This is a genomic window from Promicromonospora sp. NPDC023805, from assembly GCF_040639635.1.
In the GTDB taxonomy this organism is placed as follows: domain Bacteria; phylum Actinomycetota; class Actinomycetes; order Actinomycetales; family Cellulomonadaceae; genus Promicromonospora.
In genome coordinates this window covers 230,078-254,537 of the sequence record NZ_JBFAAH010000002.1, presented here as the reverse complement: position 1 = coordinate 254,537, position 24,460 = coordinate 230,078, and the positions used below count along the sequence as shown (strand labels likewise).

Genomic DNA, 24,460 nt, shown 5'->3' with positions numbered 1-24,460 from the left:
GTCCGCGCCCGTACATCGGGCGCGGACCTGGACACCGGGCGCGGACCCGGACACCACGAGGGTTTTCGAGAACTTCAGGAAGTAGGACATCTTGCTCGACGTCAACGTCTTCGACGAGCTGCGTATCGGCCTCGCCACGGCCGAGGACATCCGTGCCTGGTCGCACGGTGAGGTCAAGAAGCCAGAGACCATCAACTACCGCACCCTCAAGCCGGAGAAGGACGGACTCTTCTGCGAGAAGATCTTCGGTCCGACCCGCGACTGGGAGTGCTACTGCGGCAAGTACAAGCGCGTGCGCTTCAAGGGCATCATCTGTGAGCGTTGTGGCGTAGAGGTCACGCGTTCCAAGGTGCGCCGTGAGCGCATGGGCCACATCGAGCTCGCCGCGCCCGTCACGCACATCTGGTTCTTCAAGGGTGTGCCGTCGCGCCTGGGCTACCTGCTCGACCTGGCACCGAAGGACCTCGAGAAGGTCATCTACTTCGCGGCCTACATGATCACGTCGGTCGACGACGAGGCCCGCCAGGAAGACCTGCCGAACCTGCAGAACGAGATCGATCTCGAGAAGAAGGAGATCTCCGACCGCCGGGACAACGACATCAACACCCGCGCCCAGAAGCTCGAGGCCGACCTGGCCGAGCTCGAGGCCGAGGGTGCCAAGGCTGACGCGCGCCGCAAGGTGCGCGACTCCGCCGAGCGCGAGATGGCTCAGCTCCGCAAGCGTGCGGACCAGGAGCTGGACCGCCTCGAGCAGGTCTGGGACCGGTTCAAGAACCTCAAGGTCGCTGACCTCGAGGGCGACGAGATGCTCTACCGGCAGCTCCAGGACCGCTACGGCACCTACTTCGAGGGTGCGATGGGTGCGAGCGCGATCCAGCAGCGCCTCCAGAACTTCGACCTGGAGGCCGAGGCCGACTCGCTGCGCGAGACCATCCGCTCCGGCAAGGGCCAGCGCAAGACCCGTGCCCTCAAGCGGCTCAAGGTCGTGAACGCGTTCCTCACGACCACGAACTCGCCCACGGCGATGGTGCTCGACGCCGTCCCGGTCATCCCGCCGGACCTGCGCCCGATGGTGCAGCTCGACGGTGGCCGGTTCGCGACGTCGGACCTGAACGACCTGTACCGCCGCGTCATCAACCGGAACAACCGCCTCAAGCGGCTTCTGGACCTGGGCGCGCCGGAGATCATCGTCAACAACGAGAAGCGGATGCTCCAGGAGGCCGTCGACTCGCTGTTCGACAACGGCCGCCGCGGCCGTCCGGTCACGGGTCCGGGCAACCGCCCGCTGAAGTCGATCTCCGACATGCTCAAGGGCAAGCAGGGTCGGTTCCGTCAGAACCTGCTCGGCAAGCGCGTCGACTACTCGGGCCGTTCGGTCATCGTCGTCGGCCCGCAGCTCAAGCTGCACCAGTGCGGTCTGCCCAAGCAGATGGCGCTCGAGCTGTTCAAGCCGTTCGTCATGAAGCGGCTCGTGGAGCTCAACCACGCGCAGAACATCAAGAGCGCCAAGCGCATGGTCGAGCGCACGCGCCCGGTCGTGTGGGACGTGCTCGAAGAGGTCATCACGGAGCACCCCGTGCTCCTGAACCGTGCGCCGACGCTGCACCGTCTGGGCATCCAGGCGTTCGAGCCGCAGCTCGTCGAGGGCAAGGCAATCCACCTGCACCCGCTCGTCTGCGGCGCGTTCAACGCCGACTTCGACGGTGACCAGATGGCAGTGCACCTGCCGCTGAGCGCCGAGGCGCAGGCCGAGGCCCGCATCCTCATGCTCTCGAGCAACAACATCCTCAAGCCGTCGGACGGCCGTCCGGTGACCATGCCCTCGCAGGACATGATCATCGGTCTGCACCACCTCACGAGCGACCGTCCGGGCGCCGTGGGCGAGGGTCGTGCGTTCGGTTCCGTGGCCGAGGCCATCATGGCCTTCGACCGGGGTGAGCTGGACATCAACGCCACGATCAAGCTTCGGATGTCGGACCTCGTGCCGCCGCTGAAGGACTTCGAGGCGCCCGAGGGCTGGGAGCAGGGGCAGCAGCTCCTGTTCGACACGACCCTCGGCCGGTACCTGTTCAACGAGACGCTGCCCGTCGACTACCCGTACGAGAACGGTGTCGCCGACAAGAAGCGTCTCTCGACGATCGTCAACGACCTCGCCGAGCGCTACCCGAAGGTGGAGGTGGCCGCGGCGCTGGACGCGCTGAAGGACGCCGGCTACCGGTGGGCCACGCGCTCCGGTGTCACGATCGCCATCTCCGACGTCGCTGCGCCGACCGAGAAGGCCGCGATCCTCGACGAGCACGAGGCTCGGGCCCTCAAGGTCCAGCAGCAGTTCGACAAGGGTCTGATCACGGACGACGAGCGCCGTCAGGAGCTCATCGAGATCTGGACGCAGGCGACCGACCGGGTCGCATCGGTCATGCGGGAGAAGCTCGAGAGCGACGCGCGGAACACCGTGATGCGCATGGTGGGCTCGGGTGCTCGTGGTAACTGGATGCAGGTCCGTCAGATCGCCGGTATGCGCGGCCTCGTGGCGAACCCGAAGGGCGAGATCATCCCTCGTCCGATCAAGTCCAACTACCGTGAGGGCCTGTCGGTCCTCGAGTACTTCATCGCGACGCACGGTGCCCGTAAGGGTCTGGCCGACACGGCCCTCCGTACGGCGGACTCGGGTTACCTGACCCGTCGTCTGGTGGACGTTTCGCAGGACGTCATCATCCGTGAGGACGACTGCGGTACGGAGCGCGGCCTCACGCTGCCGGTCGCCGAGAAGCTCCCGGACGGCTCGCTCGTCCCGGACGACCGCGTCGAGACCAGCATCTACTCGCGTACCTTCGCGACCGACGTGGTGGACGCCGACGGCAACGTCATCGCGACCGCCGGTTCGGACGCGGGCGACGTCATCATCGACCAGGTGATCGCGGCGGGCATCGAGAGCGTCAAGGTCCGTTCGGTCCTTACCTGCACCTCTCGTGTCGGCACCTGCGCGAAGTGCTACGGCCGCTCCCTGGCCACGGGCCTGCTCGTGGACATCGGCGAGGCCGTCGGCATCATCGCGGCGCAGTCGATCGGTGAGCCGGGCACGCAGCTGACGATGCGTACCTTCCACACCGGTGGTGTGGCTGCCGCTGAGGACATCACGCAGGGTCTGCCGCGTGTCACCGAGCTCTTCGAGGCCCGTACCCCCAAGGGTGAGGCGCCGATCGCGGAGTACACGGGTCGCGTGACGATCGAGGACACCGAGCGGACGCGCCACCTCGTGCTGACGCCGGACGACGGTGGCGAGGAGATCAAGTACCCGGTCACGAAGCGTGCGCGCCTCAAGATCGCGGACGGCGACCACGTCACCGTGGGCACGCAGCTCGTCCAGGGTGCTGTCGACCCGAAGAAGGTGCTGCGCATCCTCGGCCCGCGTGCCACGCAGACGCACCTGGTGGACCAGGTCCAGGAGACCTACCGCAGCCAGGGCGTGGACATCCACGACAAGCACATCGAGGTCATCGTGCGGCAGATGCTGCGCCGCGTGACCGTGCTCGACTCGGGTGACTCGCAGCTGCTGCCCGGTGAGCTCGCGGAGCGCATGCGCTTCGAGGACGCGAACCGCAAGGCCGTGTCGGAGGGTGGCCAGCCGGCCGCCGGCCGTCCGGAGCTGATGGGTATCACGAAGGCTTCGCTCGCCACCGACTCGTGGCTCTCGGCGGCCTCCTTCCAGGAGACCACCCGAGTGCTCACCGAGGCGTCGATGAGCGGTCGCCGTGACCCGCTGCTGGGCCTCAAGGAGAACGTCATCATCGGTAAGCTCATCCCGGCGGGTACGGGTCTTCCCCGCTACCGCAACGTCGAGGTCGAGCCCACCGAGCAGGCCAAGGCTGAGCTCTACCCGAGCTTCGGCTACGACGAGATCGACTTCCCGACGCTCGGTATGGGCTCGGGCGAGGCGATCCCGCTGGAGGACCTGGACCTCGGCGACTTCCGCTGACCCTGTCCTTTGACATCCGGCCAGAGCGCCTGCTGGTCTCGACAGGCTCGACCCACTGTGGTCGGGCCTGTCGGGACCTGGCGGGCGCTCTGCTGTGGTTTCGGGCGCATCTCACACCCGATTCGTTTTGACCCCCCGTAAACACGTGGGTATTCTTAGAATTCGTGCCCGCGCCGTCGGGCCGCACCTCTTGAAGGCCGCCGCAAGGCAGCTTCGGAAGCGGCCGATGTGAGTGCGTGGGCATCCCGGCAAGAACCTCCCGGGGCACGTCGTGCCCCGATGGCGGAGCCGGGCCATCGAGCCGGTGGTAAGTGGCGCAGCAGTCCCCGTGGGGGCTGTGGGTGTCGCATGCAATCGGCACGCACAAGCCAAACCATCGACGGGGACGCCGGCAGGGCGTCGCCGAAGCTCAATAAGACGACGGAGACGTAGTGCCTACGATCCAGCAGCTCGTCCGCAAGGGGCGTACCCGGAAGGTTACGGCGTCCAAGACGCCGGCCCTCCATGCCTCCCCCCAGCGGCGCGGTGTGTGCACTCGCGTGTACACCACCACCCCCAAGAAGCCGAACTCGGCGCTCCGCAAGGTTGCGCGTGTGAAGCTCTCCTCCGGTACCGAGGTCACCGCGTACATCCCCGGTGTCGGCCACAACCTGCAGGAGCACTCCATCGTGCTCGTGCGTGGCGGCCGTGTGAAGGACCTCCCGGGTGTGCGGTACAAGATCGTCCGCGGCGCGCTCGACACCCAGGGTGTCAAGGGCCGCAAGCAGGGTCGGAGCAAGTACGGCGCCAAGAAGGAGAAGAGCTGATGCCCCGCAAGGGTCCGGCCCCGAAGCGGCCGCTCATCGTTGACCCGGTCTACGGGTCCCCGGTTGTCACGCAGCTGATCAACAAGGTCCTGCTCGACGGCAAGAAGTCGACCGCCGAGGCGATCGTCTACGGCGCCCTCGAGGGCGTCCGTTCCAAGACCGACGGCGACCCCGTTGTGGTCCTCAAGCGTGCGCTGGACAACGTCCGTCCCGCGCTCGAGGTCCGCTCCCGCCGCGTCGGTGGTGCCACGTACCAGGTGCCGGTCGACGTCCGCCCCACGCGTGCCACCACGCTCGCGCTGCGCTGGCTCACCGACTTCTCCCGCGCTCGTCGCGAGAAGACGATGACGGAGCGTCTCATGAACGAGATCCTCGACGCGTCGAACGGTCTCGGTGCTGCGGTCAAGCGCCGCGAGGACATGCACAAGATGGCCGACTCCAACAAGGCCTTCGCGCACTACCGCTGGTAGTAGCTTCCGAGCGGCCCCGGGTCACCCCGGGGCCGTCGGTGGATGCTTGACCGCCGGCCCCCACCCATCTTCAGACCAAGGGGTAAGACACCGTGGCACTCGACGTGCTGACCGACCTGAACAAGGTCCGCAACATCGGCATCATGGCCCACATCGATGCCGGAAAGACCACGACGACCGAGCGCATCCTGTTCTACACGGGTGTGAACTACAAGATCGGTGAGACGCACGACGGTGCGTCGACGATGGACTGGATGGAGCAGGAGCAGGAGCGCGGCATCACGATCACGTCCGCCGCGACGACCTGCTACTGGAAGAACAACCAGATCAACATCATCGATACGCCGGGTCACGTCGACTTCACGGTCGAGGTGGAGCGGTCGCTCCGCGTGCTCGACGGTGCCGTTGCCGTGTTCGACGGCAAGGAGGGCGTCGAGCCCCAGTCGGAGACGGTCTGGCGCCAGGCGGACAAGTACGACGTCCCGCGCATCTGCTTCGTCAACAAGATGGACAAGCTCGGTGCGGACTTCTACTTCACCGTCGACACCATCATCAACCGCCTCAAGGCGAAGCCGCTCGTCATCCAGCTCCCGATCGGGTCGGAGAACGACTTCGAGGGCGTTGTCGACCTCATCGAGATGAAGGCGCTCACGTGGCGCGGCGACACCAAGATGGGTGAGGAGTACGAGGTCGAGGAGATCCCGGCCGACATGCTCGAGAAGGCGCAGCAGTACCGCGCCGACCTGGTCGAGGCTGTCGCCGAGGCGGACGACGAGCTGCTCGAGAAGTTCCTCGGTGGCGAGGAGCTGACGATTCCGGAGATCAAGTCCGGCATCCGGAAGCTCGTCATCAAGTCGGCGGCCTTCCCGGTCCTGTGCGGCTCGGCGTTCAAGAACAAGGGCGTCCAGCCCATGCTCGACGCCGTGATCGACTACCTGCCGACCCCGCTCGACGTCCCGGCTGTCCAGGGCGTCGACGTCAAGGACGCAGAGAAGATCATCGAGCGTCGGCCGGACGAGTCGGAGCCGTTCTCGGCACTGGCGTTCAAGGTCGCCACGCACCCGTTCTTCGGCAAGCTGACCTACGTCCGCGTCTACTCGGGCAAGGTCTCGCAGGGCGCTGCCGTGCAGAACTCGACCAAGGGCAAGAAGGAGCGCATCGGGAAGCTCTTCCAGATGCACTCCAACAAGGAGAACCCGGTCGAAGAGGCGCACGCCGGCCACATCTACGCGTTCATCGGGCTCAAGGACGTCACCACCGGTGACACCCTGTGCGACCCGCAGAACCAGGTCATCCTCGAGTCGATGAGCTTCCCGGAGCCCGTCATCGACGTGGCGATCGAGCCGAAGACGAAGGCCGACCAGGAGAAGCTGTCGACCGCCATCCAGAAGCTCGCGCAGGAGGACCCGACCTTCCGCGTGCGGCTGGACGACGAGACCGGCCAGACCGTCATCGGCGGTATGGGCGAGCTCCACCTCGACATCCTCGTGGAGCGCATGCGCCGCGAGTTCAAGGTCGATGCGAACGTCGGTAAGCCGCAGGTCGCCTACCGCGAGACCATTCGCCGCGTTGCGGAGAAGGTCGACTACACGCACAAGAAGCAGACCGGTGGTTCCGGCCAGTTCGCCAAGGTCCAGGTGACCTTCTCGCCGCTGGAGACGACGGAGGGCGAGCTCTACGAGTTCGAGAACGCCGTCACCGGTGGCCGTATCCCGCGCGAGTACATCCCTTCCGTGGACGCTGGCATCCAGTCGGCCATGCAGCAGGGTGTCCTGGCAGGCTTCCCGGTCGTCGGCGTCAAGGCGTCGCTGATCGATGGTGCGTACCACGACGTCGACTCCTCGGAGATGGCGTTCAAGATTGCCGGTTCGATGGTCTTCAAGGAAGGCGTCAAGCGCGCCGACCCGGTCCTGCTCGAGCCGGTCATGGCCGTCGAGGTGCGTACGCCCGAGGAGTACATGGGCGACGTGATCGGCGACATCAACTCCCGACGTGGCATGATCCAGTCCATGGAGGACGCGACCGGCGTCAAGGTCGTTCGCGCCCAGGTGCCGCTCAGTGAGATGTTCGGCTACATCGGTGACCTCCGGTCGAAGACCCAGGGTCGCGCGGTGTACTCGATGCAGTTCGACAGCTACGCCGAGGTTCCCAAGGCAGTTGCCGAAGAGATCATCAAGAAGACCCGGGGCGAGTGAGTCCCCACAGGTCGACCCGCACTACCAACCTGTAGGAAAAACCGCACGCCCCGCAGTTGTAGGCTTCTTGGCCGAGCATCTGCAACGTTCGGAACATCTACCCAAGTCCCAGGAGGACCCCAGTGGCTAAGGCCAAGTTCGAGCGGACCAAGCCGCACGTCAACATCGGCACGATCGGTCACGTCGACCACGGTAAGACGACGCTGACCGCCGCGATCTCGAAGACGCTTGCGGACAAGTACCCGGGCCTTCCGGCGAACACGCAGCGCAACTTCGACGAGATCGACGCCGCGCCGGAAGAGAAGCAGCGCGGTATCACGATCAACATCGCGCACATCGAGTACGAGACGCCGAAGCGCCACTACGCGCACGTCGACGCCCCGGGTCACGCCGACTACATCAAGAACATGATCACCGGCGCCGCGCAGATGGACGGCGCGATCCTGGTGGTTGCCGCGACCGACGGTCCGATGGCCCAGACGCGTGAGCACGTGCTGCTCGCCCGTCAGGTCGGCGTGCCGTACCTGATGGTGGCGCTCAACAAGTCCGACATGGTCGACGACGAGGAGATCCTCGAGCTCGTCGAGATGGAGGTCCGTGAGCTGCTGTCCTCGCAGGAGTTCGACGGCGACAACGCTCCCGTCGTGCGCGTCTCGGGCCTCAAGGCGCTCGAGGGCGACCCGGAGTGGGTCGAGAAGATCGTCGAGCTGATGGAAGCCGTCGACGAGAACGTGCCGGAGCCGGTGCGTGACCTCGACAAGCCGTTCCTGATGCCGATCGAGGACGTCTTCACGATCACCGGTCGTGGCACCGTCGTCACCGGCAAGGTCGAGCGTGGCACGCTCGACATCAACTCCGACGTCGAGATCGTCGGTATCCGCGTGCCGCAGAAGACCACGGTCACGGGCATCGAGACGTTCCACAAGCAGATGGACCAGGCGCAGGCCGGCGACAACACCGGTCTCCTCCTGCGTGGCATCAAGCGCGAGGACGTCGAGCGCGGTCAGGTCATCGTGAAGCCGGGTTCGATCACCCCGCACACGAACTTCGAGGCACAGGTCTACATCCTGGGCAAGGACGAGGGTGGCCGTCACAACCCGTTCTACTCGAACTACCGCCCGCAGTTCTACTTCCGCACCACGGACGTCACCGGCGTCATCACGCTGCCCGAGGGCACCGAGATGGTCATGCCCGGCGACAACACCGAGATGACGGTCGAGCTCATCCAGCCGATCGCCATGGAGGAGGGTCTGGGCTTCGCCATCCGCGAGGGTGGCCGCACGGTCGGTTCAGGCCGTGTCACCAAGATCCTCAAGTGATCTTGGAGCACAGACTCATCTGACGGAAGTCAGCTGAACGATGGGGCCCGGGTGCTTCGGCACCCGGGCCTCATCGCGTAAGTAGTGGGCGTCACACCATCCTCCGTTTGGTACATGCGGAGTCGTATGGCAAGATTGCATAGTTGCCTGTCAAGGGCGCGCTCTTTCAAGTATCGAACAGTGTGCAGAACCGCAGTCCTTGGTCCCGGATCCGTTCGGGGCCAACAGAGGCTGGAGCGGTCACCCTCCCGGGGAGAAACCGGGTGAGGGGTCGCGGGGTTTATCGCCTGTTGTTCGATACGCACGAGGCGCCCCGCGGAGCACACGTCCTTCGGTCTTCCGGAGGAACTGTTCCGAGCAGGCTCTGCAAACGTCGTGGTCGCTCTGGCTTGCAGCCAGCGCAGATCACTTCCCAACGGCCCCGGCACCAGCAATGGTGTTATGCGCCCGGCTGTGCCGCATTATGCGACACGCCCGAGTGCGTGGGTCGGACAGTAGCGGTTCGAGAGAGAGAGTCAGACGACGCCATGGCGGGACAGAAGATCCGCATCCGGCTCAAGTCCTACGACCACGAGGTGATCGACAGTTCGGCGCGCAAGATCGTCGACACGGTCACTCGCGCTGGTGCGACGGTCGTGGGTCCGGTGCCGCTGCCGACGGAGAAGAACGTCTTCGTTGTGATCCGGTCGCCTCACAAGTACAAGGACAGCCGCGAGCACTTCGAGATGCGTACGCACAAGCGGCTCATCGACATCATCGATCCCACGCCCAAGGCCGTCGACTCGCTCATGCGACTCGACCTGCCGGCGGACGTGAACATCGAGATCAAGCTCTGAGGCTGGAGGACATCATGACCAACCAGCAGAAGAACGTGACCGCGTTGCTCGGGACCAAGCTCGGCATGACGCAGCTCTGGGACGAGGCAGGCCGCCTCGTGCCGGTGACCGTTGTCGCCGTGGGCACCAATGTGGTGACCCAGGTCCGCACAGCAGACGCCGACGGTTATGCGGCTGTTCAGCTCGCGACCGGACAGGTTGACCCGCGCAAGGTCACCAAGCCCCTCAAGGGCCACTTCGAGAAGGCCGGCGTCACGCCGCGCCGTCACGTGGCCGAGATCCGCACCGAGAACGCCTCCGAGTACACCCTCGGCCAGGAGATCACCGCTGACGCCTTCGAGGCTGGCGCGCTGGTCGACGTGGTCGGTACCACCAAGGGCAAGGGCACCGCCGGCGTCATGAAGCGTCACGGCTTCCACGGCGTGGGTGCTTCTCACGGTGCGCACCGCAACCACCGCAAGCCCGGCTCGATCGGTGGCGCTTCGACGCCGTCGCGAGTCTTCAAGGGCATGAAGATGGCCGGTCGGATGGGTAACGCCCGTCAGACCACTCAGAACCTGACCGTTCACGCGGTCGACGCCGAGAAGGGTCTGCTGCTCGTCAAGGGCGCGGTTCCCGGCCCCAAGGGTGGCGTCGTCCTCGTGCGTAACGCCGCGAAGGGAGCGTGAACCCGATGACCGCTCTGACTGTCGACGTCCTGGACGCCCAGGGCAAGAAGTCCGGCACCGCCGAGCTCCCTTCTGAGGTGTTCGACGTCGCCGTGAACATTCCGCTGATCCACCAGGTGGTCGTTGCGCAGCGCGCAGCCGCCCGCCAGGGGACCGCATCCACGAAGACTCGTGGCGAGGTCCGCGGTGGTGGCCGCAAGCCGTACAAGCAGAAGGGCACAGGTCGCGCCCGCCAGGGTTCGACGCGTGCTCCGCAGTTCGCCGGCGGTGGCGTCGTCCACGGCCCGCAGCCGCGCAGCTACGACCAGCGCACCCCGAAGAAGATGAAGGCTGCCGCCCTGCGCGGTGCCCTCTCGGACCGCGCTCGTTCCGGTCGCGTGCACGTCGTTGCCGGTTTCGGCATCGAAGGTGTCCCGTCGACCAAGACGGCGCTCGCCACCATCACGAAGCTCACGACGCGTGCTCACGTGCTCATCGTGACGGAGCGCAACGACGAGGCCACGGTCAAGTCACTGCGCAACGTTCCCGAGGTGCACCTGCTGGTCGCTGACCAGCTGAACACCTACGACGTGCTCGTCTCCGACGACGTCATCTTCACTGAGGGTGCGCTTGCCGCGTTCCTCGAGGGCCCGACCAAGGGCGCGAAGGCTGTCGCCACGGAGTCCGAGGCCGAGACCGCTGAGGAGACCGCCAAGTGACCGTCACCGTGAAGGACCCGCGCGACATCCTGATCGCGCCGGTCGTCTCCGAGAAGAGCTACAACCTTCTCGACGAGGGCAAGTACACCTTCATCGTCGACCCGAGCGCGAACAAGACCGAGATCAAGATCGCTATTGAGAAGGTCTTCAGCGTCAAGGTCGCGTCGGTGAACACGATGAACCGCAAGGGCAAGACGCGTCGCACGCGTTTTGGCCTCGGCAAGCGTAAGGACACGAAGCGTGCGATCGTCACCCTCCGCGAGGGCACGATCGACATCTTCGGCGGTCCGGTCGGCTGAGCTGACGAGAGACGATTGAGGACAGGTTTCCATGGGAATCCGTAAGTACAAGCCGACTACGCCCGGCCGCCGCGGCTCCAGCGTTGCCGACTTTGTCGAGATCACGCGCTCGCAGCCCGAGAAGTCGCTGATCCGCCCGCTGAGCAAGACCGGTGGTCGTAACAACACCGGTCGTATCACGACACGTCACAAGGGTGGCGGCCACAAGCGCGCCTACCGCGTCATCGACTTCCGTCGTCATGACAAGGACGGCGTGCCCGCGAAGGTCGCTCACATCGAGTACGACCCCAACCGCACGGCGCGCATCGCGCTCCTGCACTACGCGGACGGCGAGAAGCGCTACATCATCGCGCCGAACAAGCTGTCGCAGGGTGACCGCATCGAGGCTGGTGCGGGTGCTGACATCAAGCCCGGCAACAACCTGCCGCTGCGCAACATCCCGACCGGTACGGTCATCCACGCCATCGAGCTTCGGCCCGGCGGCGGTGCGAAGATCGCTCGTTCGGCTGGTGCGTCCGTGCAGCTCGTTGCCAAGGACGGCCCCTATGCGCAGCTGCGCATGCCGTCCGGCGAGATCCGGATGGTCGACCTCCGCTGCCGCGCGACGGTGGGCGAGGTCGGCAACGCCGAGCAGTCGAACATCAACTGGGGCAAGGCCGGCCGCATGCGCTGGAAGGGCAAGCGCCCGACCGTCCGTGGTGTCGCCATGAACCCGGTGGACCACCCCCACGGTGGTGGTGAAGGCAAGACGTCCGGCGGACGTCACCCGGTCAGCCCTTGGGGCCAGGCCGAGGGTCGTACCCGCCGTCCGAACAAGTCGAGCGACCGGATGATCGTCCGTCGCCGTCGTACCGGCAAGAAGCGCTGATAGGAGCCTGAAACATGCCTCGTAGCCTGAAGAAGGGCCCCTTCGTAGACGGACACCTCCAGAAGAAGGTGGACGTCCAGAACGAGAAGGGGACCAAGACAGTTATCAAGACCTGGTCCCGTCGGTCGGTTGTCACGCCCGACTTTCTCGGTCACACCTTTGCCGTGCACGACGGTCGCAAGCACGTCCCGGTCTTCGTGACCGAGTCGATGGTCGGCCACAAGCTCGGCGAGTTCGCTCCCACGCGGACCTTCCGCGGCCACGTGAAGGACGACAGGAAGGGTCGTCGCCGCTGAGACGTGGGATTCTCCCCGTCACAGCAGCGATGATCTGGACTGTCTGAGAAAAGGAAGCAGGACAGCAATGGAAGCCAAGGCGCAGGCGCGGTTCGTCCGTGTCACGCCCCAGAAGGCCCGGCGCGTCGTGGACCTCATCCGTGGCAAGCAGGCCTCTGAGGCCGTCGCGGTGCTGAAGTTCGCACCGCAGGCCGCCAGTGAGCCGATCCGCAAGGTCGTGGAGAGCGCGATCGCGAACGCTCGGGTGAAGGCCGACCGCGCGAGCGAGCGCTTCGACGAGGGCGACCTGGTCGTCTCCGCCGCGTTCGTGGACGAGGGGCCGACGCTCAAGCGGTTCCGGCCTCGGGCTCAGGGACGTGCTACGCGCATTCTTAAGCGCACCAGCCACATCACCGTGGTGCTCGCCGATAAGGAAGGGGCCCGATAGTGGGACAGAAGGTTCACCCGCACGGGTACCGCCTGGGTATTACGACTGACCACCGGTCGCGTTGGTTCGCCGACAGCACCAAGCCTGGTCAGCGGTACCGCGACTACGTCCGTGAGGACGTTCAGATCCGCAAGCTCATGGGCACTGGCCTCGAGCGTGCGGGTATCTCCAAGGTTGAGATCGAGCGCACCCGCGACCGTGTCCGCGTGGACATCCACACGGCACGTCCGGGCATCGTGATCGGTCGTCGAGGTGCTGAGGCCGACCGCATCCGCGGTGAGCTCGAGAAGCTCACGGGCAAGCAGGTTCAGCTCAACATCCTCGAGGTCAAGAACGCGGAGATCGACGCGCAGCTCGTTGCTCAGGGCATTGCCGAGCAGCTGGCCAGCCGTGTCTCCTTCCGTCGTGCGATGCGCAAGGGCATGCAGTCCGCCCAGCGTGCCGGCGCGAAGGGTATCCGCGTGCAGGTCGCCGGCCGCCTCGGCGGCGCCGAGATGAGCCGTTCGGAGTTCTACCGCGAGGGCCGCGTGCCCCTGCACACCCTCCGGGCGTACATCGACTACGGCTTCTACGAGGCCCGCACCACGTTCGGCCGTATCGGCGTCAAGGTGTGGATCTACAAGGGCGAGGTCACCGAGAAGGAGTTCGCCGCTCAGCAGGCTACTGCCGCACCCCGCGCGGGTCGCGGTCGTGGCGACCGTCCTGAGCGTGGCGAGCGCGGTGGCGAGCGCGGTGGCGACCGTCGCGGTGGTGGCGGACGTCGTAACGAGCGTCCGGCCGAGCGCAGCACTGAGGCAGCCCCCGCGGCTGAGGCAGCTGCTGCTCCGGCCGCTGAGACCGGAACGGAGGCCTGACCATGCTGATCCCGCGCAGGGTCAAGCACCGCAAGCAGCACCACCCGTCGCGCTCCGGTGCGGCAAAGGGTGGCACCCAGATCGCGTTCGGCGACTTCGGCATCCAGGCTCTGGAGCCGGCGTACGTCACCAACCGCCAGATCGAGGCGGCGCGTATCGCAATGACTCGCCACATCAAGCGTGGCGGCAAGGTGTGGATCAACATCTACCCTGACCGTCCGCTGACGAAGAAGCCTGCCGAGACCCGCATGGGTTCCGGTAAGGGTTCTCCGGAGTGGTGGGTCGCCAACGTCAAGCCCGGCCGGATTCTCTTCGAACTGGCCGGTGTTGACGAGTCCCTTGCACGTGAGGCCATGCGCCGCGCGATGCACAAGCTCCCGATGAAGTGCCGTTTCGTGGTGCGCGAGGGTGGTGTCTGATATGGCTATCGGTACGCAGGGGCTTGCCCCCATCGATCTGGATGGCATGGACGACGAGACCCTCGTCGCCAAGCTGAAGGAAGCCAAGGAGGAGCTTTTCAACCTCCGCTTCCAGTCGGCGACCGGCCAGCTCGAGAGCCACGGTCGTCTCAAGGCCGTCCGTCGCGACATCGCTCGGATCTACACGATCCTGCGTGAGCGCGAGCTCGGCATCCGTACGGCTCCGAGCGTGAGTGAGTGAGGCAATGAGCGAGAAGACGACGCCTGAGGCCCCCGAGGCCCAGCGCGCGACGCGTAAGGTGCGCCGTGGCTACGTGGTCAGCGACAAGATGGACAAGACCATCGTGATCGAGGTCGAGGACCGGGTTAAGCACCCCCTCTACGCCAAGGTCATCCGTCGCACGACCAAGGTCAAGGCACACGACGAGCAGAACAGCGCCGGCATCGGCGACCTGGTCGTCATCATGGAGACCCGCCCGCTGTCCGCTACCAAGCGGTTCCGCCTGGTGGAGATCCTCGAGAAGGCCAAGTAAGGACTTCTACATCGGCAGGGGCGGTGCGTGACACACGTACGCGTGCCGTCCCGGCCTAGCACAGCAACTATCCGTTCGACCAGGCTCGCCGGAAGCAGTCCGCGCGAGAACCAGTTCGACGACAGGAGTTCATTCAAATGATCCAGCAGGAGTCGCGACTTCGGGTCGCCGACAACACGGGTGCCAAGGAGATTCTCTGCATCCGCGTTCTCGGTGGCTCGGGCCGTCGCTACGCCGGAATCGGCGACACCATCGTCGCCACCGTCAAGGACGCGATCCCGGGCGGCAACGTGAAGAAGGGCGACGTCATCAAGGCTGTCGTCGTCCGGACCGCCAAGGAGCGCCGTCGTCCAGACGGTTCCTACATCAAGTTCGACGAGAACGCCGCCGTCATCCTCAAGAACGACGGCGAGCCTCGTGGAACCCGCATCTTCGGCCCGGTGGGCCGCGAGCTGCGTGACAAGCGGTTCATGAAGATCATCTCGCTGGCACCGGAGGTGCTCTGAACATGGCGAAGATCAAGAAGGGCGACCAGGTCATCGTGATCTCGGGTCGTGACAAGGGCAAGACCGGCCGCGTGCTCGAGGTCCTCAAGGACTCCGACCGCCTCGTGGTCGAGGGTGTTCAGCGAGTCACGAAGCACACCAAGGTGGGTCAGTCGCAGCGCGGCGCCCGCACCGGTGGCATCGAGACGGTCGAGGCGCCGATCCACGTGAGCAACGTGATGATCGTCGACCCGGAGACCAAGAAGGGCACCCGCGTCGGGTACCGCGAGGAGCAGGTGGAGCGCGACGGTCGTACCAAGACCGTCCGGATCCGCGTTGCGAAGCGCTCCGGGAAGGACATCTGATGACCGAGACGACCATCGAGGCCCCGGCCCTGCCGCGCCTCAAGCAGAAGTACCGCGAGGAGATCCTCCCGGCGCTGATCGAAGAGTTCGGCCACAAGAACCTGCACCAGGCCGGCGGTCTCACGAAGATCGTCGTGAACATGGGTGTGGGCGACGCGGCCAAGGACTCGAAGCTCATCGAGGGTGCCATCAAGGACCTCTCGGCGATCACCGGTCAGAAGCCGCAGGTCACCAAGGCTCGTAAGTCCATCGCACAGTTCAAGCTGCGCGAGGGCATGCCGATCGGTGCGCACGTCACGCTTCGCGGTGACCGCATGTGGGAGTTCCTGGACCGCCTGCTGGCGACCGCCCTGCCGCGTATCCGCGACTTCCGTGGTCTGTCGCCCAAGCAGTTCGACGGGCACGGCAACTACACCTTCGGTCTCACGGAGCAGTCGATGTTCCACGAGATCGACCAGGACAAGATCGACCGGGTCCGCGGTATGGACATCACGGTCGTGACGACGGCGACGACCGACGACGAGGGCCGCTCTCTGCTGCGCCGTCTCGGCTTCCCCTTCAAGGAGAACTGACATGGCGAAGAAGGCCCTGATCAACAAGGCGGCCGCCAAGCCGAAGTTCGCGGTTCGCGCCTACACCCGGTGCCAGAAGTGCGGTCGCCCGCACTCCGTTTACCGCAAGTTCGGCCTGTGCCGCATCTGCGTCCGGGAGATGGCCCACCGTGGCGAGCTTCCGGGCGTCACCAAGAGCAGCTGGTAACACAACTACGCCGTAGGTCTGTCCGGCCCCTAGAGGCCGTTCGGATACCCCGGCGAGGAAGGGCAAGAGCCCGATGACTATGACCGACCCGATCGCAGACATGCTGACCCGTCTGCGTAACGCGAACTCGGCGCACCACGACACGGTTTCCATGCCGTCGTCGAAGCTGAAGACGCACATCGCTGAGATCCTGCAGGCCGAGGGCTACATCGTCGGCTGGAACGTGGAGGACGCCCAGGTGGGCAAGACCCTCACGCTCGAGCTGAAGTACGGCCAGAACCGGGAGCGCGCCCTGGCGGGCGTGCGCCGCATCTCGAAGCCCGGTCTGCGTGTCTACCGCAAGTCCACCGATCTGCCCAAGGTGCTCGGCGGCCTGGGCGTGGCGATTCTGTCCACGTCCTCCGGCCTCCTCACCGACCGTCAGGCACAGGCCAAGGGCGTCGGCGGCGAAGTCCTCGCCTACGTCTGGTAATCCGGAAAGGAGAAAACGCCAATGTCTCGAATCGGCAAGCTTCCCGTTCCGGTCCCAGCCGGCGTGGACATCACTGTCAGCGGCGCGCTCGTGACCGTGAAGGGCCCCAAGGGTTCTCTCGAGCACAACGTGCCCGCACCCATCAATGTCGCTCAGGAGGACGCCCAGCTCGTGGTGTCGCGTCCTGACGACGAGCGGAACTCCCGTGCGCTGCACGGCCTGACCCGCACCCTGATCGCCAACATGATCATCGGTGTGACGCAGGGCTACGAGAAGAAGCTCGAGATCGTCGGTACTGGTTACCGTGTCGTGGCGAAGGGCTCGAGCCTGGAGTTCGCGCTCGGCTTCAGCCACCCTGTTGTCATCGAACCGCCTGCAGGCGTCACGTTCGCAGTCGAGAGCCCCACCAAGTTCTCGGTCGCGGGCATCGACAAGCAGCAGGTCGGCGAGGTCGCAGCGAACATTCGCAAGATCCGCAAGCCCGAGCCTTACAAGGGCAAGGGCGTGCGTTACGCCGGCGAGAACGTCCGCCGCAAGGTCGGAAAGGCTGGTAAGTGACGATGGCTATCAAGATCCTGGGTAAGGGCAAGTCCGTCGCTCGTCAGCGTCGCCACCTTCGCCTGCGCAAGAAGATCGCTGGCACCGCCGTTCGTCCGCGTCTCGTCGTCACCCGTTCCTCGCGCCACATGGTGGCGCAGGTCGTGGACGACAGCGTGGGCAAGACCGTCGCGTCTGCGTCGACCCTCGAGGCCGACCTGCGTGCGTTCGACGGCGACAAGACGGCCAAGGCCCGCAAGATCGGCGAGCTCGTCGCCGAGCGTGCCAAGGCTGTCGGCGTCGACACCGTCGTGTTCGACCGCGGCGGCAACAAGTACCACGGTCGCGTCGCTGCAGTGGCTGACGGCGCCCGCGAGGGCGGTCTGGCCCTGTGATGACCAACGCACGGAAGAAGAGGACTCTCTGATGGCTGCAGGGCAGCGCAGCGGCGCCCCCCAGGGTGCCGCCACCGAGAACAAGGACCGTAACGACCGCCGTGGTGGCGGTCGTGGCGGCGACCGTCGTGGGGCGCGTGAGGAAAAGAGCGCCTTCATCGAGAAGGTCGTCTCCATCAACCGCGTCTCCAAGGTCGTCAAGGGTGGCCGCCGCTTCAGCTTCACCGCGCTCGTCGTGGTGGGCGATGGTGACGGCACCGTAGGCGTCGGCTACGGCAAGGCCAAGGAGGTGCCCGCGGCGATCGCCAAGGGTGTCGAGGAGGCGAAGAAGAGCTTCTTCCGCGTCCCTCGTATCCAGGGCACCATCCCTCACCCCATCCAGGGTGAGAAGGCCGCCGGTGTCGTGTTCCTGCGTCCGGCGTCGCCGGGTACCGGTGTTATCGCCGGTGGTCCGGTGCGCGCCGTGCTGGAGTGCGCCGGCATCCACGACGTGCTGAGCAAGTCGCTCGGTTCGTCCAACGCGATCAACATCGTGCACGCCACGGTCGCGGCCCTGAAGGGCCTCGAGGAGCCGGCTGCTGTTGCCGCTCGTCGTGGCCTCCCGCTCGAGGACGTGGCCCCGGCCGCGCTCCTGCGTGCGCAGGCCGCCGGTCGTGCCGAGTCGACTGCAAAGGCGGGTGCGTGATGGCTCGACTCAAGGTGACTCAGACCAAGTCCGCCATCGGCGGCAAGCAGAACCAGCGTGACACGCTGCGAACCCTCGGCCTCAAGCGGATCGGCGACACCGCCGTGAAGGAGGACCGTGCGGAGATTCGTGGCATGGTCAAGACGGTGGCGCACCTCGTCGCCGTCGAGGAGGTCGAGTGATCATGGCGGAGAACAAGCCGCTGAAGATGCATCACCTCCGTCCGGCCCCCGGTGCCAAGACCGCGAAGACCCGTGTGGGTCGCGGTGAAGGCTCGAAGGGTAAGACGGCAGGTCGCGGTACCAAGGGTACGAAGGCTCGTTACCAGGTCCCCGCAGGCTTCGAGGGTGGGCAGGTGCCTCTGCACATGCGCCTCCCGAAGCTGCGTGGATTCAAGAACCCGTTCCGCGTGGAGTTCCAGGTCGTGAACTTGGACAAGCTCTCAACGCTGTTCCCCGATGGTGGCTCCGTCACCGTCGAGGACCTCGTCGCCAAGGGGGCGGTCCGCAAGGGTCAGCCCGTGAAGGTGCTCGGCAACGGTGAGATCACCGTCAAGCTCGAGATCGCGGTCGACCGCGTCTCGGCAACCGCCAAGGAGAAGATCCTGGCGGCTGGCGGTACGGTCTCGGAGGCCTGATACAGCTACAGGGCCGGCGGCGCATGATGCGCGGCCGGCCCTGTGTGCTCTCTTGAGAATTTCCCGGGGCTCTTGTGGTCCGAAAGACCCCGTGAGCAACGTAGAATCCGACACGGTCTGGCTGCACCGTTGTGGTCTGGCCCACGTTCGAAACATCTCGCCGGCGTTGCGTCGGCGACACTAGATCCCGCAACGGCGGGCCAGGAGGATAGGGTGCTCAGCGCTTTCGGCCGGGCTTTCCGGACGCCAGACCTGCGGCGCAAGCTGCTGTTCACGATCGCGATCATGGCGATCTTCCGGCTCGGGTCGTTCATACCGACTCCCGGCGTGGACTACGCGAACGTGCAGCAATGCATCGCTGGGGAGGGGGACAACACCCTCCTCGGCCTGATCAACGTCTTCAGCGGTGGCGCACTGCTGCAGCTGTCGATCTTCGCCCTCGGGATCATGCCGTACATCACGGCAAGCATCATCGTGCAGCTGCTTCGCGTGGTGATCCCACGCTTCGAGGCGCTGCAGAAGGAGGGCCAGTCGGGTCAGACGAAGCTGACCCAGTACACGCGCTACCTCACCATCGGTCTCGCGATCCTGCAGTCGACCACCGTCATCACGACGGCGCGTCAGAACTTGCTCTTCCCGAACTGTCTGGTTCCTGTCATCCCCGATGACAGTGTTCTGACCTCCATCTTCATGGTCATCACCATGACCGCCGGTACGGGCCTCGTCATGTGGCTCGGCGAGCTGATCACCGAGCGCGGTGTCGGCAACGGCATGTCGCTCCTGATCTTCACGTCGATCGCCGCGAGCTTCCCGACGTCGCTCTGGTCGATCGCCGGTGGCGCCAACGGAGTCCTGAACTTCACCATCATGATCCTCGTGATCATCCTGGTCATCGGCCTCGTGGTGTTCGTCGAGCAGTCGCAGCGCCGCATCCCGGTGCAGTACGCGAAGCGCATGGTGGGTCGCCGGATGTACGGCGGCACCAGCACCTACATCCCGATCAAGATCAACATGTCCGGTGTGATCCCGGTGATCTTCGCGGCGTCGATCCTCGCCATCCCTGGCCTGCTCGCGCAGTTTGGGGACCAGGGTTCCGACTGGGTCGTCTGGATCAGCAACAACCTGGTCCAGCAGTCGTCGCCGCTGTACATCGCGATCTACACGCTGATGATCATCTTCTTCTGCTTCTTCTACACCTCGATCACGTTCAACCCGGACGAGGTCGCGGACAACATGAAGAAGTACGGCGGCTTCATCCCCGGCATCCGGGCCGGCCGCCCGACGGCGGAGTACCTGGACTTCGTGATCACCAGGATCACCTCCGCCGGTTCCGTGTACCTCGCGCTGGTTGCGCTGATCCCGACGCTGGTGCTCGTCTTCCTGGGCGTCAGCACGGCCCTGCCCTTCGGCGGTGCCTCGATCCTCATCGTGGTCGGCGTCGGGCTGGATACGGTCAAGCAGATCGATTCACAGCTGCAGCAGCGCCATTACGAAGGATTTCTCCGTTGAGTCAGACCCCCTCCACCGCCTCTCGTCGCGAGCTCCACGCTCGTCCGGACAAGGAGGGCCAGGTCACGCGCCTGGTCATCATGGGCCCGCAGGGCGTCGGCAAGGGCACGCAGGCCGCGCGCCTCGCCGAGGTGTTCGGGATCGTCGCCATCTCCACCGGCGACATCTTCCGGGCCAACATCAAGGGCAACACGGAGCTCGGCACGACGGCCAAGGAGTACATCGACAAGGGTGAGCTCGTCCCGGACGAGATCACCAACGCGATGGTCCGCGACCGCCTCGGCGACGAGGACGTCAAGGGCGGGTTCCTGCTGGACGGCTACCCGCGCAACGCGGCCCAGGTCGCTGAGCTGGACACCACGCTCGCCGGCTTCGGCTGGGAGCTCGACGGCGTGATCGAGCTGACGGCGGACCGGGACGTCCTGATGGAGCGTCTCACCAAGCGTGCCGGTGACGAGGGCCGTGAGGACGACACCCCTGAGGGGATCGCCCGCCGGCTCGACATCTACGGCACCGAGACGGCCCCCCTCACCGCGGCGTACGCGGAGCGTGGGCTGCTGGCCAAGGTGGACGGCGTCGGTGAGATCACCGAGGTCACCGACCGCATCGTCGCCGCCCTCGCGGCCCAGCTGGGCTGAGGCGTGGTCTTCGGGCGGGACCGGGTCGAGTACAAGACACCGGACCAGATACGCCTCATGCGGCGTGCCGGTCTGGTGGTCGCGGACACTCTTGCCGCGGTCCGGTCCGCGGCCCGGCCCGGCGTCACCACCGCGGACCTCGATGCCGTGGCTGCCAAGGCCATCGACGACGCCGGTGCGGCGCCTTCGTTCCTGGGCTACCACGGGTTCACCGGAGTCATCTGCACGTCGGTCAACGACGAGGTCATCCACGGCATCCCGGGCAACCGGGTGCTGGCTGCGGGTGACCTCGTCTCGATCGACTGCGGTGCGATAGTCGAGGGCTGGCACGGCGACTCGGCCGTTTCGTTCGTCCTGGGCCCAGACGGGGCACTCGACCACACGCTGCCCGACGACGACCTGGTCGCCGCGGGTGCGGACCTCGCCGACATCGCGCTCATCCAGACCACGGAGACCGCCATGTGGGCGGGCATCGCCACGCTGGCGTCCGCGAAGCGCCTGAACGCGGTGGGCCAGGCGGTGGAGGCTGCCGTCGAGATGGCCGGCGAGCTCATCGGCATCGACTACGGCATCGTCGAGGAGTACGTCGGGCACGGCATCGGCAGCGCCATGCACCAGCCCCCGGACGTGCACAACTACAAGACGTCCGGTTCGGGCCCCCGGCTGCGGTCGGGGATGTGCCTGGCGATCGAGCCGATGATCACGCGCGGCGGGTCCGAGACCAGGGTCCTCGAGGACGACTGGACAGTGGTCACCGTCGACGGCTCCCGTGCGGCGCACTGGGAGCACTCCACCGCGATCATGGAGGACGGCATCATCGTCCTCACGGCGGTCGACGGGGGAGCGGAGCGCCTCGGCGTCTTCGGCGTGCAGCCGGTCACGCTCGACTGAGTCGAAGTGGAAGCGCAGGCTCGGCCGATAGCTGCAGAGCCTGAGACGACTTTCACCCGAGGCCTATTTAACTCGGAGTCAGTTGGCTACGATCGGCCTGTGACCGATGAAGCGCACACCCCGCCCGGCAGTGCCGGCACTCCTGGGCGCGGCGCGGGCACGCGGGTTCTTCCGGCTGCGCGACGTGGCCTCGAACGGTCCGGACGCTGGATCGCCACCTGGGGCCGCCGGCTCGCGCCGAGCCCGTTCCTCTGGGTCGGCGCGGTACTCGGGTTCGGCACCTCGCTGTTCGTGTGGGAGTCGGTCCTGCTGCTCGGCGCGGTGGTGTGGCTGCTCGGCGTGTGGCTCTGGAAGGCGCAGGGCAGGCACGTGCTCGTCGCGCTCGGCCTTGGCATGGTGCTCGGCTGGCTGCCCCTGCTGTTCTTCTTCGTCACCAGCCTCCCGCACACGATGATCGGCCTGCCGGGTGTCGAGTACGACCTCTGAAGGGCCTCTCGTGGCGAGGCTCACGGCCGAGAACGGCCCTCGCCGTCGTGCTGCGCTTTGAATGCTTTCCGAAGTGACGTAGGCTGGACCGCTGGGTGTAGTCCGTTCAACGCCTCCAGTTCTTGAAAGGGTGCCGAGGCGCCTGCCGGTCCCCGCGCGAGCGGGGCGCAGGCCGAGGCACACGAGGTTGGCGGTACACGGACACACACGACATCCACACCCGACTGTCGGCTCCGCAGGGCTCCTGCGGTGCCGTGGGCGTGGAAGCAGTCACGACGAGAGTTAGCGGAGGATATGGCAAAGAAGGACGGTGTCATCGAGATCGAGGGCAGTGTGATCGAGGCTCTGCCGAACGCGATGTTCCGCGTCGAGCTGTCGAACGGTCACAGGGTTCTCGCGCACATCTCGGGCAAGATGCGACAGCACTACATCCGGATCCTCCCCGAGGACCGCGTGGTGGTGGAGCTCAGCCCGTACGACCTGTCCCGCGGCCGGATCGTCTACCGCTACAAGTAGTCAGTCCCCGATCCGGGGCTATGTCACTCGCGGCCTGGCCAGAGGTGATGTCGCCGCACGATCGACCACCCACGACACTGCTGCGTGCGCACCGAGAGACCGGGCGCCGTGGTGGAGGAAAAACCATGAAGGTCAAGCCGAGCGTCAAGAAGATCTGCGACAAGTGCAAGGTGATTCGCCGGCACGGTCGCGTCATGGTGATCTGCGACAACCTGCGCCACAAGCAGCGCCAGGGCTGATCACGTCCCGGGCATCCGCCCGGGGTCGGTGGCTGAGGCCACCACCAGCGCACCACCTCGAACCTCACCCAGCGGGTAACCGCACAGGTGAGGGGAACCCTCGGCCCGGAGGCCGGGGCTCGCGTGAATCGCGGGATGGCGGTGCGGCAGACCTCCGATGAGCAGTACAGGAGCCGGAAGGCACATGGCACGTCTTATCGGCGTCGACCTCCCCCGCGACAAGCGGCTTGAGGTTGCGCTCACTTATATCTTCGGTGTGGGTCGTACCCGCGCGAAGGAAACCCTGGCCGCCACGGGCATCAGCCCGGACGTCCGCGTCAAGGACCTCGGCGACGCCGAGCTCGTTGCGCTCCGCGACCACCTCGAGGGCAACTTCAAGCTCGAGGGTGACCTCCGCCGTGAGGTCGCGGCCGACATCCGCCGCAAGGTCGAGATCGGTACCTACCAGGGCATCCGCCACCGTCGCGGACTGCCGGTGCGTGGTCAGCGCACAAAGACCAACGCGCGTACCCGCAAGGGTCCCAAGCGCACCGTCGCGGGCAAGAAGAAGGCCCGCTGATAGCAGTCCGTGGAGCGGTCGGCTCATCGAGCTGAGACCGCCCCGGTCCGATCAGACCAGGAGATCTAAAAACACATGCCTCCCAAGACTCGCGCCGCAGCCGGCCGCAAGCCGCGCCGCAAGGACAAGAAGAACGTCCCGCTCGGCCAGGCGCACATCAAGTCCACGTTCAACAACACGATCATCTCGATCACTGACCCCTCGGGTGCTGTGATCGCATGGGCGTCCGCCGGCCACGTCGGCTTCAAGGGCTCCCGTAAGTCGACCCCGTACGCCGCGCAGATGGCAGCCGAGTCGGCCGCCCGTCGTGCGCAGGAGCACGGCGTCAAGAAGGTCGACGTCTTCGTGAAGGGCCCGGGTTCCGGTCGTGAGACCGCGATCCGTTCGCTTCAGGCGACCGGCCTCGAGGTCGGCTCGATCCAGGACGTGACGCCCCAGGCTCACAACGGCTGCCGCCCCCCGAAGCGTCGCCGCGTTTGATATCTGTCGCGCCGCGGTGCGGCCGCGCGGCCCCAGGGCTGCGGGACCGCACCGCGATCGCGACAACGCTCACCGCTCGCGGTGAGCACCTTGCCCGGACGGTGACAGAGATCCGTCTGGGCCGCGAGAGATCGCAGCCGTGA

The 24,460-nt window shown here is 66.0% G+C and carries 34 protein-coding genes; all 34 read left to right on the top strand.

The window, feature by feature from the left end; all coding sequences use genetic code 11:
- The first annotated feature begins 91 nt into the window (after positions 1 to 91).
- The 34 genes from AB0F70_RS04595 to rpsK all read left to right on the top strand — a co-directional run bounded on the left by AB0F70_RS04595 (position 92) and on the right by rpsK (position 24,317).
- Positions 92 to 3,976 (top strand): DNA-directed RNA polymerase subunit beta', encoded by a 3,885-nt coding sequence (locus AB0F70_RS04595; RefSeq protein ID WP_357443972.1) that lies wholly within the window; start codon positions 92 to 94, stop codon positions 3,974 to 3,976.
- Positions 3,977 to 4,407: 431 nt separating this feature from the next.
- Positions 4,408 to 4,782, top strand: coding sequence for a 30S ribosomal protein S12 (rpsL, locus tag AB0F70_RS04590; RefSeq protein WP_357443970.1), 375 nt, complete (start codon positions 4,408 to 4,410; stop codon positions 4,780 to 4,782).
- Positions 4,782 to 5,252, top strand: a complete 471-nt coding sequence (gene rpsG, locus AB0F70_RS04585; RefSeq protein ID WP_182620558.1) for a 30S ribosomal protein S7 — start codon at positions 4,782 to 4,784, stop codon at positions 5,250 to 5,252. Before rpsL ends, rpsG begins: the two co-directional genes overlap by 1 nt.
- Before the next feature lie 92 nt (positions 5,253 to 5,344).
- On the top strand, positions 5,345 to 7,447 hold the full coding sequence (gene fusA, locus AB0F70_RS04580; protein WP_357443968.1) for an elongation factor G: 2,103 nt from the start codon (positions 5,345 to 5,347) through the stop codon (positions 7,445 to 7,447).
- Between the two features lie 122 nt (positions 7,448 to 7,569).
- Entirely contained in the window at positions 7,570 to 8,766 is a 1,197-nt protein-coding gene (gene tuf / locus AB0F70_RS04575; protein WP_357443966.1) for an elongation factor Tu, read from the top strand.
- Positions 8,767 to 9,293: 527 nt separating this feature from the next.
- A complete protein-coding gene (gene rpsJ, locus AB0F70_RS04570; protein WP_019146773.1) occupies positions 9,294 to 9,602 on the top strand; it encodes a 30S ribosomal protein S10 in 309 nt (102 codons plus the stop codon).
- Positions 9,603 to 9,616: 14 nt separating this feature from the next.
- Entirely contained in the window at positions 9,617 to 10,270 is a 654-nt protein-coding gene (rplC, locus tag AB0F70_RS04565) for a 50S ribosomal protein L3 (RefSeq protein WP_357443963.1), read from the top strand.
- A gap of 5 nt (positions 10,271 to 10,275) precedes the next feature.
- Entirely contained in the window at positions 10,276 to 10,968 is a 693-nt protein-coding gene (gene rplD / locus AB0F70_RS04560) for a 50S ribosomal protein L4 (RefSeq protein ID WP_357443961.1), read from the top strand.
- Positions 10,965 to 11,267, top strand: a complete 303-nt coding sequence (gene rplW / locus AB0F70_RS04555) for a 50S ribosomal protein L23 (RefSeq protein ID WP_357443959.1) — start codon at positions 10,965 to 10,967, stop codon at positions 11,265 to 11,267. Before rplD ends, rplW begins: the two co-directional genes overlap by 4 nt.
- A 31-nt stretch (positions 11,268 to 11,298) precedes the next feature.
- On the top strand, positions 11,299 to 12,135 hold the full coding sequence (gene rplB, locus AB0F70_RS04550) for a 50S ribosomal protein L2 (RefSeq protein ID WP_116673589.1): 837 nt from the start codon (positions 11,299 to 11,301) through the stop codon (positions 12,133 to 12,135).
- A 14-nt stretch (positions 12,136 to 12,149) separates the two neighbouring features.
- Entirely contained in the window at positions 12,150 to 12,431 is a 282-nt protein-coding gene (gene rpsS / locus AB0F70_RS04545; protein WP_253869175.1) for a 30S ribosomal protein S19, read from the top strand.
- A 67-nt stretch (positions 12,432 to 12,498) separates the two neighbouring features.
- On the top strand, positions 12,499 to 12,858 hold the full coding sequence (gene rplV, locus AB0F70_RS04540) for a 50S ribosomal protein L22 (RefSeq protein WP_116673591.1): 360 nt from the start codon (positions 12,499 to 12,501) through the stop codon (positions 12,856 to 12,858).
- A complete protein-coding gene (gene rpsC, locus AB0F70_RS04535) occupies positions 12,858 to 13,712 on the top strand; it encodes a 30S ribosomal protein S3 (RefSeq protein WP_116673592.1) in 855 nt (284 codons plus the stop codon). Before rplV ends, rpsC begins: the two co-directional genes overlap by 1 nt.
- A 2-nt stretch (positions 13,713 to 13,714) precedes the next feature.
- A complete protein-coding gene (gene rplP / locus AB0F70_RS04530) occupies positions 13,715 to 14,131 on the top strand; it encodes a 50S ribosomal protein L16 (RefSeq protein ID WP_108492297.1) in 417 nt (138 codons plus the stop codon).
- 1 nt (position 14,132) lies between these two features.
- Positions 14,133 to 14,372, top strand: a complete 240-nt coding sequence (rpmC, locus tag AB0F70_RS04525) for a 50S ribosomal protein L29 (RefSeq protein ID WP_116673593.1) — start codon at positions 14,133 to 14,135, stop codon at positions 14,370 to 14,372.
- 4 nt (positions 14,373 to 14,376) lie between these two features.
- Positions 14,377 to 14,664, top strand: a complete 288-nt coding sequence (rpsQ, locus tag AB0F70_RS04520) for a 30S ribosomal protein S17 (RefSeq protein ID WP_357443709.1) — start codon at positions 14,377 to 14,379, stop codon at positions 14,662 to 14,664.
- A 137-nt stretch (positions 14,665 to 14,801) separates the two neighbouring features.
- A complete protein-coding gene (rplN, locus tag AB0F70_RS04515; protein WP_020016123.1) occupies positions 14,802 to 15,170 on the top strand; it encodes a 50S ribosomal protein L14 in 369 nt (122 codons plus the stop codon).
- A gap of 2 nt (positions 15,171 to 15,172) precedes the next feature.
- Complete coding sequence (gene rplX, locus AB0F70_RS04510) at positions 15,173 to 15,514, top strand: 50S ribosomal protein L24 (RefSeq protein WP_116673595.1); 342 nt, start codon at positions 15,173 to 15,175, stop codon at positions 15,512 to 15,514.
- Complete coding sequence (rplE, locus tag AB0F70_RS04505; protein WP_357443706.1) at positions 15,514 to 16,086, top strand: 50S ribosomal protein L5; 573 nt, start codon at positions 15,514 to 15,516, stop codon at positions 16,084 to 16,086. Before rplX ends, rplE begins: the two co-directional genes overlap by 1 nt.
- A gap of 1 nt (position 16,087) precedes the next feature.
- Complete coding sequence (locus tag AB0F70_RS04500; RefSeq protein ID WP_021480434.1) at positions 16,088 to 16,273, top strand: type Z 30S ribosomal protein S14; 186 nt, start codon at positions 16,088 to 16,090, stop codon at positions 16,271 to 16,273.
- A 73-nt stretch (positions 16,274 to 16,346) separates the two neighbouring features.
- Complete coding sequence (gene rpsH / locus AB0F70_RS04495) at positions 16,347 to 16,745, top strand: 30S ribosomal protein S8 (protein ID WP_357443703.1); 399 nt, start codon at positions 16,347 to 16,349, stop codon at positions 16,743 to 16,745.
- Between the two features lie 21 nt (positions 16,746 to 16,766).
- Positions 16,767 to 17,303 carry a 50S ribosomal protein L6 gene (rplF, locus tag AB0F70_RS04490; protein ID WP_357443701.1) on the top strand — a complete coding sequence of 179 codons (537 nt, stop codon included), beginning with the start codon at positions 16,767 to 16,769 and terminating at the stop codon, positions 17,301 to 17,303.
- 2 nt (positions 17,304 to 17,305) lie between these two features.
- Positions 17,306 to 17,677 carry a 50S ribosomal protein L18 gene (gene rplR, locus AB0F70_RS04485; protein ID WP_274993158.1) on the top strand — a complete coding sequence of 124 codons (372 nt, stop codon included), beginning with the start codon at positions 17,306 to 17,308 and terminating at the stop codon, positions 17,675 to 17,677.
- A 31-nt stretch (positions 17,678 to 17,708) separates the two neighbouring features.
- The gene (rpsE, locus tag AB0F70_RS04480) at positions 17,709 to 18,362 is read left to right on the top strand and encodes a 30S ribosomal protein S5 (RefSeq protein WP_357443698.1); all 654 of its coding nucleotides are present in this window, start codon (positions 17,709 to 17,711) and stop codon (positions 18,360 to 18,362) included.
- A complete protein-coding gene (gene rpmD, locus AB0F70_RS04475; RefSeq protein ID WP_020016131.1) occupies positions 18,362 to 18,544 on the top strand; it encodes a 50S ribosomal protein L30 in 183 nt (60 codons plus the stop codon). Before rpsE ends, rpmD begins: the two co-directional genes overlap by 1 nt.
- A 2-nt stretch (positions 18,545 to 18,546) precedes the next feature.
- Entirely contained in the window at positions 18,547 to 18,999 is a 453-nt protein-coding gene (rplO, locus tag AB0F70_RS04470) for a 50S ribosomal protein L15 (RefSeq protein WP_116677494.1), read from the top strand.
- 213 nt (positions 19,000 to 19,212) lie between these two features.
- On the top strand, positions 19,213 to 20,508 hold the full coding sequence (gene secY, locus AB0F70_RS04465; protein WP_357443695.1) for a preprotein translocase subunit SecY: 1,296 nt from the start codon (positions 19,213 to 19,215) through the stop codon (positions 20,506 to 20,508).
- A gap of 80 nt (positions 20,509 to 20,588) precedes the next feature.
- The gene (locus AB0F70_RS04460; RefSeq protein WP_357444071.1) at positions 20,589 to 21,146 is read left to right on the top strand and encodes an adenylate kinase; all 558 of its coding nucleotides are present in this window, start codon (positions 20,589 to 20,591) and stop codon (positions 21,144 to 21,146) included.
- A gap of 3 nt (positions 21,147 to 21,149) precedes the next feature.
- Positions 21,150 to 22,037, top strand: a complete 888-nt coding sequence (gene map, locus AB0F70_RS04455; protein WP_357443693.1) for a type I methionyl aminopeptidase — start codon at positions 21,150 to 21,152, stop codon at positions 22,035 to 22,037.
- Between the two features lie 99 nt (positions 22,038 to 22,136).
- On the top strand, positions 22,137 to 22,523 hold the full coding sequence (locus AB0F70_RS04450; RefSeq protein WP_357443691.1) for a hypothetical protein: 387 nt from the start codon (positions 22,137 to 22,139) through the stop codon (positions 22,521 to 22,523).
- Positions 22,524 to 22,817: 294 nt separating this feature from the next.
- On the top strand, positions 22,818 to 23,039 hold the full coding sequence (gene infA, locus AB0F70_RS04445; protein ID WP_116673604.1) for a translation initiation factor IF-1: 222 nt from the start codon (positions 22,818 to 22,820) through the stop codon (positions 23,037 to 23,039).
- Between the two features lie 125 nt (positions 23,040 to 23,164).
- Positions 23,165 to 23,278: a 50S ribosomal protein L36 gene (gene rpmJ, locus AB0F70_RS04440; protein ID WP_003956441.1), complete on the top strand. Its 114-nt coding sequence runs from the start codon at positions 23,165 to 23,167 to the stop codon at positions 23,276 to 23,278.
- A gap of 184 nt (positions 23,279 to 23,462) precedes the next feature.
- Positions 23,463 to 23,837, top strand: a complete 375-nt coding sequence (gene rpsM / locus AB0F70_RS04435; RefSeq protein WP_253869160.1) for a 30S ribosomal protein S13 — start codon at positions 23,463 to 23,465, stop codon at positions 23,835 to 23,837.
- Between the two features lie 75 nt (positions 23,838 to 23,912).
- On the top strand, positions 23,913 to 24,317 hold the full coding sequence (gene rpsK, locus AB0F70_RS04430) for a 30S ribosomal protein S11 (protein ID WP_116673606.1): 405 nt from the start codon (positions 23,913 to 23,915) through the stop codon (positions 24,315 to 24,317).
- Positions 24,318 to 24,460: the final 143 nt, after the last annotated feature.